The organism is Deinococcus aestuarii (assembly GCF_018863415.1).
Taxonomy (GTDB): Bacteria; Deinococcota; Deinococci; order Deinococcales; family Deinococcaceae; genus Deinococcus; species Deinococcus aestuarii.
Window position 1 is genome coordinate 110826 of sequence record NZ_JAHKSN010000011.1, and the last position, 12725, is coordinate 123550.

12 protein-coding genes are annotated in these 12725 nt (G+C 68.3%); 8 read left to right on the forward strand and 4 right to left on the reverse strand.

What is annotated here, in order from left to right; all coding sequences use genetic code 11:
- Nucleotides 1–18 precede the first annotated feature (18 nt).
- Nucleotides 19–1047 carry an aldo/keto reductase gene (locus IC605_RS14275; protein ID WP_216325432.1) on the reverse strand — a complete coding sequence of 343 codons (1029 nt, stop codon included), beginning with the start codon at nucleotides 1045–1047 and terminating at the stop codon, nucleotides 19–21.
- A gap of 77 nt (nucleotides 1048–1124) precedes the next feature.
- Here IC605_RS14275 and IC605_RS14280 point away from each other — a divergent pair, with 77 nt between their 5' ends.
- Together IC605_RS14280 and IC605_RS14285 are read left to right on the forward strand one after the other, a co-directional pair.
- Nucleotides 1125–1628, forward strand: a complete 504-nt coding sequence (locus tag IC605_RS14280) for a PH domain-containing protein (RefSeq protein ID WP_216325435.1) — start codon at nucleotides 1125–1127, stop codon at nucleotides 1626–1628.
- A gap of 161 nt (nucleotides 1629–1789) precedes the next feature.
- Nucleotides 1790–2218 carry a DUF5872 domain-containing protein gene (locus tag IC605_RS14285; protein WP_216325438.1) on the forward strand — a complete coding sequence of 143 codons (429 nt, stop codon included), beginning with the start codon at nucleotides 1790–1792 and terminating at the stop codon, nucleotides 2216–2218.
- A gap of 93 nt (nucleotides 2219–2311) precedes the next feature.
- On the opposite strand, the gene IC605_RS14290 is transcribed toward IC605_RS14285, so the two are convergent.
- On the reverse strand, nucleotides 2312–2908 hold the full coding sequence (locus IC605_RS14290) for a hypothetical protein (protein WP_246580844.1): 597 nt from the start codon (nucleotides 2906–2908) through the stop codon (nucleotides 2312–2314).
- A gap of 30 nt (nucleotides 2909–2938) precedes the next feature.
- On the opposite strand from IC605_RS14290, the gene IC605_RS14295 reads away from it, so the two are divergent.
- Nucleotides 2939–3301: a VOC family protein gene (locus IC605_RS14295; RefSeq protein WP_216325442.1), complete on the forward strand. Its 363-nt coding sequence runs from the start codon at nucleotides 2939–2941 to the stop codon at nucleotides 3299–3301.
- Nucleotides 3302–3349: 48 nt separating this feature from the next.
- On the opposite strand, the gene IC605_RS14300 is transcribed toward IC605_RS14295, so the two are convergent.
- Entirely contained in the window at nucleotides 3350–4465 is a 1116-nt protein-coding gene (locus IC605_RS14300) for an AI-2E family transporter (protein ID WP_216325445.1), read from the reverse strand.
- Between the two features lie 199 nt (nucleotides 4466–4664).
- Between IC605_RS14300 and cysS the strand changes: the two genes are divergently transcribed.
- The 3 genes from cysS to IC605_RS14315 all read left to right on the forward strand — a co-directional run bounded on the left by cysS (nucleotide 4665) and on the right by IC605_RS14315 (nucleotide 7817).
- Nucleotides 4665–6134 (forward strand): cysteine--tRNA ligase, encoded by a 1470-nt coding sequence (cysS, locus tag IC605_RS14305; RefSeq protein WP_216325448.1) that lies wholly within the window; start codon nucleotides 4665–4667, stop codon nucleotides 6132–6134.
- 201 nt (nucleotides 6135–6335) lie between these two features.
- Nucleotides 6336–6920, forward strand: a complete 585-nt coding sequence (locus IC605_RS14310) for a YcjF family protein (RefSeq protein WP_216325451.1) — start codon at nucleotides 6336–6338, stop codon at nucleotides 6918–6920.
- 90 nt (nucleotides 6921–7010) lie between these two features.
- The gene (locus tag IC605_RS14315; protein ID WP_216325454.1) at nucleotides 7011–7817 is read left to right on the forward strand and encodes a metallophosphoesterase; all 807 of its coding nucleotides are present in this window, start codon (nucleotides 7011–7013) and stop codon (nucleotides 7815–7817) included.
- A gap of 77 nt (nucleotides 7818–7894) precedes the next feature.
- Here the strand turns inward: IC605_RS14315 and IC605_RS14320 are convergent, their stop codons facing one another.
- On the reverse strand, nucleotides 7895–9016 hold the full coding sequence (locus IC605_RS14320; protein ID WP_216325458.1) for an alkene reductase: 1122 nt from the start codon (nucleotides 9014–9016) through the stop codon (nucleotides 7895–7897).
- Between the two features lie 376 nt (nucleotides 9017–9392).
- Here IC605_RS14320 and IC605_RS14325 point away from each other — a divergent pair, with 376 nt between their 5' ends.
- On the forward strand, nucleotides 9393–10907 hold the full coding sequence (locus IC605_RS14325; RefSeq protein ID WP_216325461.1) for a glycine--tRNA ligase: 1515 nt from the start codon (nucleotides 9393–9395) through the stop codon (nucleotides 10905–10907).
- Between the two features lie 560 nt (nucleotides 10908–11467).
- Nucleotides 11468–12724, forward strand: a complete 1257-nt coding sequence (gene kynU / locus IC605_RS14330) for a kynureninase (protein ID WP_216325464.1) — start codon at nucleotides 11468–11470, stop codon at nucleotides 12722–12724.
- Nucleotide 12725: the final 1 nt, after the last annotated feature.

The following is a 12725-nucleotide window of genomic DNA, read 5'->3' on the forward strand; positions in this document are numbered from 1 at the left end:
TCGGCTTCGGCTCGTCGGTCATCGTGCCACCTCCTGCCCGCGCAGGTCGTGGGTAAGGCCGAAGTTATCGCGGTAGAGCGCCTGGATGGCGTCGTACTCGTCGTCCGTCAGGGGCGCGGCCTCGAAGGTGGCGGCGTACTCCTCCAGCCCCTTTTCGTCGTAGATGTTGGGGAGGACGCTCGCCATCGCCGGGGAACGCAGGGCGAACTGAATGGCGAGTTGACCGATGGTGCGGTCCCGGCCCTCCACGAACTCGGCGTTCAGCCCCTCGACCTTCTTGAGGCCGTCTTCCATCCACGCCTTGCGGCGGGCATTGGTGGTCATCCGCCAGTTGCGGTGATCGCCGGGCTCGAACTCGGTGTCGAGGGTCATGTAGCCCTCCAGCAGCCCGGAGGCGTGCGGCACGCGGGCCATCACGCCCACGCCCTCTTCCTCTGCAACGGGCAGAATCTGCTCGCCGAGGACCTGTTCGAGCAGGTTGTAGATGATCTGGGTGGGCGCGCGGCGCTCCTTGATGGAGGCGATGCCCTCCTCGATCTGCCGCTCGTTCAGCGCGGGGCCCAGGGCAGTGCCGTAGGCGCGGATCAGGCCCTCTGCCTTCAGCTTCTCCAACTCCGCCCACAGATCGTCCTTGCGGATGGCGTCCACGCGGCAGTTGTGAAGCTGGTAATAGTCGATGTAGTCGGTGCCCAGCCGCCTCAGCGAGCCCTCCAGCGCCTTGCGCAGGTACTCGGGCGTCCAGTCGTGGGGGCGCTCCTGCTGGCCGGGGCGCTCGGGGTGGGTATAGATGTCGTAGCCGAACTTCGTGCCGATGACGATTTGATCGCGCACGTCACCCAGGGCGCGGCGCTGGATCTCCTCCGCGCGGCCCGAGGCGTAGGTGTCGGCGTTGTCGAAGAAGGTGACGCCGAGGTCGAAGGCGCGCCGGAGCAGCCGCACGGCCATGTCCTCGTCCTTGACGCCCCACCACGTCGTGCCGACCGTCCACACGCCGAAGCCCACCGCGCTCACGGTGAGGTCGGTTCCGAGCAGCTTTCGGTATTCCATGCCGGGAGTATTCCACCGCCCCACGGGGACAATGCACCCCGAACGAGCGGTCAGGAACGGGCGTCTATCATCGGGCCGTGAGACAGTCCGTCCCCCTCGCCCGGCACTCTTCCGCATGGCTCACGGCACTGACGTGGCTGACACCCCTGGTGTTGCTGGGAGCCGCGTGGCTGCCGGTGGGCGACCCCATGCCCCTGCCCGTCCGCCTCCTCTTCACGCTGATGGCCGCCGGGCTCCTCGCGCTGTTCATCTGGCTGCCCCGCCGCCTGGGCTACGCGCTGACTGACGAGGGGCTGGAGATTCGCCGGGCGTCCGGCACCTTCGTCTGGCCCTACCGCGACCTGCGGGCCAGCGCCACCCCTCATGCCCTGGGCGTCAAGCAGGGGGGCGTGAATGCACCGGGCTACTTCTCCGGGGCCTTCGCGTGGCCGGGGGAAGGCCCGAACACCATCCTGGCCCTGTCCTCGTCCCCCCGGGGCGGCGTGCTGGTGACCTCCCAGGGCAGGCGGTACTTCCTGACGCCCGCCGACCCGGACGCCTTCCTGCGCGAGCTGCGGGCACGGGGTGTGCCGGACGCATAACCTGACTACTCCGCAGCTCACGTTGGTTTCCTTCCATCACCGCCCGAGAAGGCGGCTTTTTTATTGCCTCTCCTGCGCCGCGATCATCAAACCTTGAAATCACGTGCTGGCTTGCGGAAATGAGGCGCGTCCATCCCTCACCCTGCGCCCAGGAGGTCCCCATGAACAAGAAACCCGAGGAGAAGTACACCGACCCCGAACTCCGCGAACGCCTCAAGGACGAGATCATGCAGTCCGATAAGGGCGGCGCTCCCGGCCAGTGGTCGGCGCGCAAGAGCCAGTTGCTCGTCCGCGAGTACGAGGCGCACGGCGGCGGCTACCTCGGCGAGAAGGACGAGGCGGCCCGCTCGCTCGAACACTGGACCGAGCAGGACTGGCAGACGGTGGACGGCGACGAACACGCCCGGCACGGGGACAGCGTGAGCCGCTACCTGCCCAGGGCCGTCTGGGAAGCCCTGACCCCCAAGGAGCGCCGCGAGGCCGAGCAGAGCAAGGTGAGCGGCTCGAAGGAGGGGGAACAGCACGTGGACTGGCCCCCCGCCGTCCGCCGCGCGATGGAGCGGTTCGAGAAGGAACAGGGCGGCAAGTAGGCCGGGTGGGCGACGGGATTGGGCTGCATACGTTTGACACCCCCTGCATCCCACGCTATCTTTTTCCCATCACCGCCCGAGAGGGCGGATTTTTTATGCCCACTCAGGCAAGGGGAACACCAACCGGAAGTCCGGCACCCCCAGCGTCAGGCGCGGGCGGGCCTGGACGAGGGACGGGGACAGGCCGTCCGCGTGCAGGACGGTGAGGCGAGCGGGACTGACGTGCCCGGTCGCACTCGGCGTGGTCAGGAGCCAGCCTGAGCCTCCGTCCAGGGCAGGCTGCGCGAGCGTTCGCAGCGCAGCGGGGATGGGCGCGGTGGTCACGGGCAGGCTCCGTCTCCCCGTGCGAAAGGCGAGGTGCGCGACCGCCTGCCCGTCCTCCCCGGTCACGCGCACCTGGCCGCGCCCCGGCTCCCCTTCCCACTCGAACCGGGCAAGACGTTTGGGGATGCCCCAGTTGCGGCGGCCCCACTCCACGCTCTCGCGCGTGCTGACGAGGGTGGACCGGACCCTTGGGCGCGGCCCGGCGGGGCTGGCAACCGGGGCCTCCACCCACAGCAACTCGTCGTAGGGGCCGACGGGAGAAGACACGTAGCGCAGCAGCATCAGCACCCCGAGCGGGGAGCCCGGCGCGGGGGCGTAGAGCGCGACGAGGCCGTGCCCGCGCAGCGTCCAGGGGGGCGGCGTCATGGGGGCAGGGTACGCGCTAGGCTGCCCGCCATGCTCAAGCACGTCTCCTTCCTGACCCGGGACCTCACCGCCACCCTCGCCTTCTACGGGCGGCTGGGCGGCGTGGTCGAGAAGGACGTGGCGACCCCCGAGGGCTTCCGGCGCGGCGTGGTACGGCTGGGGGAGGGACGGCTCCAGTTCTTCCAGATCGAGGGAGAAGGACCCGCCCCGCACGGGCACTGGGCCGAACACGTCGCCCTGCACGTCCCCGGCCTGCGGGACCTCCTTGCTGGATTGCGCGCCTCGGGCGTGACCGTCACCCGGGGTCTCCAGCCCAGCCCCGGCGGGCGGGACATGGCCTTCGTGCTCGACCCGGACGGGCGGCAGGTGGAGCTGCTGGAGGCGGAAGGATGAAAGCGGGAGGCAGATGGCTCAGGAACGCTCCCACCTTCTGCCCCCCGTCTACGGCCCTTCCGTGTACACCCGGCTGGGGTAGTAGTACTTCTCCAGCGCCAGCTTGCCCAGGGCGACGACGGGCACGGCGAGCAGCGCCCCGACGAAGCCCAGCAGGGACGCCCCGACCAGGATGGCGATCAGCACGGTGACGGGGTGCAGGTCGGTGGTCCGGCTGAGGATGTAGGGGCTCAGGAAGTTGCTCTCGATCTGGTTGGCGGCGACGAAGATCACGATCACCAGCAGCATCTTGACCCAGCCGAAGGGGAGGGCGAGCAGCAGGGCGGGCGTCGCGCCGATGATCGGGCCCAGGTACGGCACGATGTTGAAGGCCCCGGCCAGGAAGCCGATGGCGGCGGCGCTGGGAATGCCGATCAAGGTGAGGCCCAGCCACACGAACACGCCGATGAAGACGGCGATCACCAGTTGCCCGCGCACGTAGCCGCCGACCGCCGTGCCGACCAGCCCGGTGAACTCCAGCACGCGCGGTTGCCAGGGCCGGGGGAAGGCGTGCAGCAGGGCGGCATTGACCCGGCTGTAGTCCAGCATCAGGTACACGGCGAGCAGCAGGCTCAGCACGACCTGGCCGAGAACGCCGCCGATGGAGATCAGGCTGTTGAAGACCGTGCCGGTGGAACTCAGCAGGTTTTGCAGGATCGGGACGATGTTCTGCCCCAGGTTCTGCAAGGAGCCCTGGATGGCCTCGGTGAGCCGCGCCCGCACGTTTTCCGTTCCGGGGATGCCGCGTGCGCCCACCCAGTCGAAGACGCCGTTGAGCAGGTCGTTCAGGCGACCCACCTGCGAGGGCAGGCCCGTGAGCAGGGCGATCAGTTGGGTGGACACGGTGACGACCAGCGCCGCCGCCAGCGCGAAGATGCCGACAAAGAGCAGCAGCACGAAAAAGACGCCCAGGCCGCGCTTGACCCGCCCGCGTTCCAGCCAGTTCAGCAGCGGGTTGGCGAGGTACGCGATCAGGTACCCCACCGCGAACACCACCACCACCGTCCTGACCTGGCCGAACAGGCGGTACAGAGCGTAGAAGAGCAGCAGGAACACGGCCGCGCGAACCCACGGGCTGCGCCACACGTACTGGAAAGCGTTGAGTGGTTTGGGGGGCGCAATCATGCCGCCCATCATATGAACTCCTGGGCTGGGGCGCCGCCAAGGGTTACAGACCGGACCTTTGGCACCGCCCCACTCTGCTACAGTGACCCCATGACGTTCACCTGTTGCCTCCCCTAGCGGTGAAGCAGCGATCCTGCCGCCGCGCCCCCCCCTCGATGTGGCGCGGCGGCTTTCCTTTGTTCCCCCGAGAGGATTGCCCATGACGCAAGTTCCCGGATCACCCGACCCCGACCTCTTCCTGTACGACACCATGCAGCGCCAGAAGGTGCGCTTTATCCCCACCACGCCGGGCCGGGTAGGCATGTACCTGTGCGGGCCGACCGTCTACTCCGACGCGCACCTCGGGCACGCCAAGAAGGAGGTCGCCTTCGACGTGATCCGCCGGGCGCTGATGCACTTCGGGTACGCGGTGCGCTACGTCACCAACGTGACCGACGTGGGCCACCTCCAGAACGACTCCGACGACGGCGAGGACAAGCTGCTCGCCCGAGCGCGGCTGGAGAGCCTCGAACCGATGGAGGTCGCCGACAAGTACTTCTGGTCGTTCAACCGCGACATGGACGCCCTGAACGTCCTCAAGCCCAGCATCAACCCCCGCGCGACCGGCCACATCCCCGAGCAGATCAAACTGATCGAGGAGCTGATCGGGCGCGGCCACGCCTACGAGGCGAACGGCAGCGTCTACTTCGACGTGCGGAGCTGGCCCGGGTACGGCAAGCTCTCGGGGCGCAGGCTCGACGACCAGGAGGAGGGCACCCGCGAGGAGGTGCGAGAGGAGAAGCGCGACCCGCGCGACTTCGCCCTCTGGAAGCGGGCGGAAAGCGGCCACATCATGCGCTGGGAGTCGCCGTGGGGGGTCGGCTTTCCCGGCTGGCACATCGAGTGCAGCGCGATGAGCCTGAAGTACCTCGGCGAGGGCTTCGACATCCACGGGGGCGGCCTCGACCTCCAGTTCCCGCACCACGAGGCGGAGATCGCGCAATCGGAGGCGGCGGGGCATCCTTTCGCCCGCTACTGGATGCACAACAACATGCTGACCATCGGCGGCGAGAAGATGAGCAAGAGCAAGGGCAACTTCACCACCGTCCGCGACGTGCTCGAACGCCACGACCCGATGGTGGTGCGCTTCCTCCTCGTGTCGAGCCACTACCGCTCGGTCACCGAGTTCAGTGGCGCCGCCTTCGAGAGCGCCCGCAGCGGGTACCGACGTCTCTCGGAGGCCCTGCACGAGGTCGAGCGCCGCCTGCCCTCGGCCCCGGACCGTCCCGACCCGGCCCTGCTGGCGAACATCGGGGGCCATGTGCGGGAGTTCGAGGACGCCCTGCGCGACGACTTCAACACGCCCCGGGCAATTGCCGCCCTCTTCGGCCTGACGACCGACGTGAACGCGGCGCTGAACGGTGGGGAGGTCGGGCGGGAGGCGCTGGAGGCGGCGCGGGACGCCTACCGCACCCTCGGTGGGGACGTGCTCGGGCTCTTCGCGGAGGGCGGCCCGGCCAGAGAGGACGACACGCCGGTCGTGGGCGCGCTGATGGAGCTGGTGCTCAAGGCGCGGCAGAACTACCGCCTGAACAAGCAGTACGCCCAGGCCGACGAACTGCGCGAGACCCTGAGCGCGGTCGGCGTCACGGTGGAAGACACCAAGGATGGGCCGCGCTGGCGGCGCTGAGCCTCTCCCGGCAGGATGTCAGAACATTGTCAGAGCCCCCTGCCTATCCTGAGGGCGAGTGGTGAACCTTTCACCCTCTTCCCTCCCCGCTGAAGACGCGCCACCCCTCCCCGGCGCGTCTTCTGGCTGTGGCGTGGGGCAAATAAACGCCGGGTCACCCCCGCCTCACCCGTGCGGGGGGCGCGGCGGTAGACTCGCCCCATGCTGCCCCTCGTCAAGCAGGTGCTCGACAATTTCAACTTCGACGTGGACCCGGCCCTCTCCGAAGACGAGAATATCGAGGAGGTCATCAAGAGCGCGGCCCTGCTCTCGGGCGCGATTGCCGTTGAGCCCGTCCCCTTCGCCGACATCCTGCTCATCACGCCCCTTCAGGCCAAGATGGTGCTGCACATCGGCAAGATCTACGGCTTCGACATCAACCCCGCCCGCGCCCGCGAGATCGCGCAGGAACTCGGCGCCACCGTCGCCTACGGGGTCCTGGCCCGTCAGGTCATGCGCGGGCTCGCCAAAATCGCCCTGCCCGTCATCGGCGGCCTGATCACCGCTCCCGCCGTGTACGGCTGGACTTTCGCGCTAGGCCGGGTCGCGCAGCGGTACTTCGAGCAAAAGCGCGCGGGCCTTCCCTTCGAGCGCAGGGAGCAGGTCCGCGTGGTGCAGGAGGCCAAGGAGCAGACCCGCCGCGTGCTGCCCAGCGCGCAGGACTTCAGCGACCTTGCCTCCGAGTTGCGCCGCCGCGCCGAGGACAAGCAAAAAGGACAGGGCACCGACCCCCGGAACCTGAACTGAGGAAGGGCTTTTAGGCGGCCCGGGCAACACGTACCCGGGCCGCTCGGCTTTGGTTGGCCTGGAGTGGTCCGGCCTCTACCCTGGGTGCCTATGGTTTGGTCACTGGAGAACTGGGACGGCTCCTGGCTCGTTATCCCCGACCTGCACGGGCACGGGGCGCGGTTGCGGGCGGCGCTGGACGTGGCGGACCGGACCTTTCCGGCCGCCCGCCTGATCTTCCTGGGTGACCTGATCGACGACTCGCCCCGCAGGCGGGAGGCAAGGCGAGCTGCAACCAATCCAGGCGGCGCCGACGACTCGCGCGAGGTGCTTGCAACGGTCCGCACCCTCGTCGAGTCGGGCCGGGCCGAAGTCCTGCTCGGCAATCACGAAGCTATGGCCGCTGCCGCCGTGCTGGACGACGACCGCGCGCTGATGAACCTGTGGTGGAAGGTCGGTGGGCGCGAGGCCGCCGCGTCCTACGGCTGGAATGGCAAGGGGGACGCGGGCGCCCTGGCGGGGGACTTGCGCTGGCTCAGGGAACACGGGCGGCTGTGGCTGGAGGTCGGTCCACCGGAGGCACAGGTCCTGTTCTCGCACGCCACCCGCCCCGGTCCGAAACGCCTCGCCAGCGGAAAGAACCGCGCCGCCGACCTCTGGCCCAGCGACGCGGACGACGACGTGGTGTGGTTTCCCCTCGCGTTGCCCGGCGACCCCTCCACACGGCGACTCCACCCCTTGCCCGGGGGTTTCCGTGCGAGTGTCCACGGACATATGGAAACACCGGACCTCCACCAGATTCCCGACGATGAGGGGAAAGCCGCCCTTCAGATCGACCTGCATCCCGGCAAGGGGAAGCTGTGTTTGCTGCACATCGGCGGAGACGGAGAGATGAGCCCACACAGCCGTCAGGTCTGATTGATCTCCCCCGTTACGGGCCCTCCGACGGCGAAGACTCCCACACCCTTTCGGCGTGGGAGGCCGTGAAACCCTCCTCAGTCCAGCAGCGGGTAGTCGGTGTAGCCCCTCTCCTCGCCCTGGTAGAAGGTGGCGCGGTCGGGGGCATTCAGGGGCGCCCCATGGCGGAAGCGCTCGGGCAGGTCGGGGTTGGCGATGGAGGCGGACCCGAAGGACACGAGGTCCGCGTGCCCCCGCTCGATGATCCAGTTCGCCCCCCGGAGGTCGTGGAAGCCGCCGTTCGCCATCACGGCCCCACCGAAGGTCCGGCGCACGAGCGGGAGCAGGGTGCGTTCTGGCAGCGACTCACCGCGCGTAGGCCCAAACTCGGCGACATGGACGTAACCGAGCCCCAGGGCGCTCAGCTCCTCCAGCAGCCGGGTGTACGTCGCCTCCAGGTGCTCGTCGCCGATCTGGGCAGCGCTCCCGGTGGGCGAGATGCGGTAGCCGACCCGCTCCGGCTCCCAGACCTCCAGCACGGCGCGCGTGACCTCCAGCGGGAGGCGCAGGCGGTTTTCGAGGGAGCCGCCGTACTCGTCGGTGCGGGCGTTGCTCCCCGTCAACAGGAACTGTTCGAGCAGGTAGCCGTTCGCCCCGTGAATCTCCACGCCGTCGAAGCCCGCGTCCCTCGCGTTCTGGGCGGCCTTGCGGTAGTCGGCGACGAGGCCGGGAATCTCGGCGGTCTCCAGGGCGCGCGGCGTCACGAACGGGTGGAAGCCGCCGTCGTAACTCTTGTCGGGCGGCCCCGCCGGGATGGCGCTGGGGGCCACGGGCGTTTCGCCGTTCAGGTAATCGGGGTGGGAGAGCCGCCCGACGTGCCACAGTTGCAGGTAGATATGCCCGCCCCGCGCGTGGACCTCCTCCGTGATTGCCCGCCAGCCCGTCACCTGCTCGGGGCTGTAGATGCCGCTCGTGCGCGGGTAGCCCTTGCCCACCGGACTGATCTGCGAGCCCTCGGTCAGGATCAGGCCGAAGCCCGCCCGCTGCGCGTAGTAGTCCCGCACGAGCGCGCCGGGCACGTCCGTCCCCTCATCGGCGCGGCTGCGGGTCAGGGGGGCGACCACCATGCGGTTTTTCAGCTCGTTCGGCCCGAGGCGAAAGGGCGTCAGCACCGTTGGGGTGGAGGTGGCCGTGTCCGACTTCGATTCCAGTGTGGTCATCGGTGGTGCTCCTCTCTTGAGCAGCGAGTATGACCGCGCTCCCCAGGGCGGATTGCAAATCACACCGCTTTATGAAATGAAGTATGAGCGCTGTGCCTGCCGCTTGACCCCTGCCGCTCACCTGCGGCAGACTTTCTACAGGCGTTGATCCGCAGGAGTACCGCAGCGGTCACCCACGAGCGAGCCTGAGACGGTGAGAGTCAGGCGGGCAGAGGTGCGGGAAGGGCGGCGGGGAGCTGAATCAGACACAAAAGTGCCGGTGTGGGCCGACTGCCCCACTCGGAACTGGGGTGGAACCGCGTAGATACCTGCGTCCCCAGGCGAGCCTTCGCCGGGGCCGTTTTCTTTTCCCGGTGAGGGCGGGAAAGGAGAGGTTATGCCCGCACAGTCGATGGAAGAACTCGTCAGCCTCTGCAAGCGCCGGGGATTCATCTTTCAGGGCTCCGAGATTTACGGCGGCCTGCAAGGTTTTTACGACTACGGCCCCCTCGGCGTGGAGCTGAAGAACAACCTCAAGGCCGCGTGGTGGCGCACGAACGTCTACGAGCGCGACGACATGGAGGGCCTGGACGCCTCCATCATCATGCACCGCCTCGTCCTGCGCCACTCCGGCCACGAGGCCACCTTCAGCGACCCGATGGTGGACAACAAGAAGAACAACAAGCGCTACCGCCTCGACCATCTGGTGAAAGACCAGAAGCCGGACGTGATCGCGCGGGTGGCCGAAGGCATCGGCGAGAGCGTCGAGAACTTCGCGGCGGTGGTGGCGGCGCTTGTCAAAAACCCGAGTCAGGCTTCTCAAGCCCTGATCGCCGCGGGCGTGCGCGACCCCTTCTCCGGCGAGGTGGGCGACTGGACGGCTCCGAAGCCCTTCAACATGATGTTCAAGACGACCATCGGCCCGGTCGCCGACGAGGACAGTTACGGCTACCTGCGGCCCGAGACGGCGCAGGGGATTTTTACCAACTTCAAGAACGTGGTGGACTCGACCAGCCGCCGCCTCCCCTTCGGCATCGCGCAGATCGGCAAGGCGTTCCGCAACGAGATCACGCCGCGCAACTTCATCTTCCGGGTGCGCGAGCTGGAGCAGATGGAGATCGAGTTCTTCTGCGTCCCCGGTACCGACGAGGACTGGCACGAGAAGTGGCTCCAGGCCCGCCTCGCCTGGTGGGAGGCCCAGGGCGTGCCGCGCGAGAAAATCCAGATTCTCGACGTGCCCAAAGAAGACCTGGCCCACTACTCCAAGCGCACCTACGACCTGATGTACGACTATCCCACTCTGGGTTACGAGGAGATCGAGGGCATCGCCAACCGCACGGACTTCGACCTGGGCTCGCACACCAAGGCGCAGGGTGAGTTGGGTCTCCAGGCCCGGGTGGAGGAGAATGCCGACTCCATCGCCAAGCTGACCATCCCCCACCCCGAGACCAACAAGCCCGTCGTGCCCTTCGTGATCGAGCCGTCGGCGGGCGTGGACCGCGCGATGCTGGCCGTGCTGAGCGAGGCGTTCACCAAGGAGACGCTGGAGAACGGCTCGGAGCGCATCGTCCTCAAGCTGAGGCCCCACCTCGCGCCGATCAAGGTGGCCGTCATCCCCCTCGCCCGCAACCGCGAGGAGATCACCACGGTCGCCAGGGCGATCAAGGCCGAGCTTCAGGGCCTGGGCCTGGGCCGCGTGCTGTACGAGGACAGCGGCAACATCGGCAAGGCCTACCGCCGCCACGACGAGGTGGGCACGCCCTACTGCGTAACGGTGGACTTCGACACCGTGGGCAAGGGGGAGGACGCGAGCCTGACCGACACCGTGACGGTGCGTGACCGCGACACCTTGCAGCAGGAGCGGGTGAAAATCAGCGAGTTGGCGGGGTGGATTCAGGGGCGGCTGAGGTAGGCGGCCAGCTTCCAGCCGCCAGAAACCAGCAGGAACAGTGAGCAGAAGCCCTCGCCTTGTGCGGGGGTTTTTGTTGGAGCGGTTTCTCAGGGGAGACGACGGCTCAAAGGTGGGAGGGGCGAGGGAGACGAGGGCAGGCATCTTGCTGGCGGTGGGGTTGGTCACACGCCCCCCCTCCCAGCCTCCCCCACGAGGAGGGAGGAGCAAAAAGAGCAAGGGCTTTTGCGCTTTCAAACCGTCAATCTGCACGCCCTCTGATTGCCGGTGATTGAACGCTCCTGGCCCACGGCCCCGCCTTGCTCGCGCAGCGAGACGGTGGGTAAGCCGATGGGATGCGACAAGACCACACCTTGCGCTCAGAAGAACCCGTCCACCCGCGCTGTCCGTATGCCCTTGCCCAGCGCAGCGCCGCTCCCCCTGCCCCCTCTGGGGGGAGGGGGCTGGGGGGTGGGGGCCAACCGTCGCAAGACACCCGGCCAACAACAGAAGCCAGTTCTCCACCCAGAAAACCAACCAAGGTCCCCACCACACCCCCACCCGCTTTCCCCTACCCTGAACCCATGACCCCTCCCGACCTCCCCACCCTCCGCGCCCTGGACGCCCGCGACCCCCTGGCCTCCAAGCGCGCCGAATTCCTGATCCCCGACGGCGTGACCTACCTCGACGGCAACAGCCTCGGCGTACTGCCCGCCCGCGTGCCCGAGCGGGTGGAGAAGGTGGTGCGCGAGGAATGGGGCCAGAACCTCATCCGCTCGTGGAACACGCACGGCTGGATCGACCTCCCCGCCCGAGTCGGCGCCCGCATCGCCCGCCTGATCGGCGCGGACGCGGACGAGGTGGTGGCTGCCGACAGCACGAGTGTCAACCTGTTCAAGGTGCTCGCAGCGGCGATGCACGTCAGCGCGGGACGGGACCCCAGCCGCCGCGTGATCCTCGCCGACGAGGGCAACTTCCCCACCGACCTCTACATCGCCCAGGGATTAGCCGGATTGGTCGGAGAGGCGAGGGCGGAGGTGTGGCTGGTGTCTACGGAAGCCATCGCGGACGCCGTGGACGACGACACCGCCGTCGTCATGCTCACGCAGGTCGATTACCGCACGGGTGAGCGCCACCACCTGCGCGAGATGACCCGGCACGTCCACGAGCGCGGCGCCCTCATCATCTGGGACCTCGCCCACAGCGCCGGGGCCTTCCCGGTGGACCTGAACGGGGCGGGGGCGGACTTCGCGGTCGGGTGCGGGTACAAGTACCTCAACGGGGGGCCGGGGGCGCCCGCCTTCCTGTACGTCGCCCGCCGTCACCAGCCCCACGCGCCGAACGTGCTCAGCGGGTGGATGGGTCACGCCTCCCCCTTCGAGTTCACTTCGCGCTACACGGGCGCGTCCGGCATCCGGCAGTACCAGACGGGCACCCCGAGCATCCTGGGCCTGAGTGCCCTCGACGCCGCGCTGGAGGTCTTCGGGGACGTGGACCTCGCCCAGCTCCGTGAGAAGTCGCTGGGCCTCACCCGCACCTTCATCGAACTGATGCGGCCCCTCTGCGCCCGGCACGGCTTCCGCCTCGTCACCCCCGAGGACGACGAACGGCGCGGCAGCCAGGTCAGCTATGCCCACCCGCACGGCTACGAGGTCATGCAGGCCCTCATCGCGGCGGGGGTGATCGGCGACTTCCGCGCGCCGAATCTGCTGCGCTTCGGCTTCACGCCGCTGTACACCAGCCACGAGGACGTGTGGCACGCCGTCCAGACCCTCGACACCATCATGCGGGAGGGCCGCTGGCAAGACGCCCGCTACGCCGAGAGGAACGCGGTGACCTGAG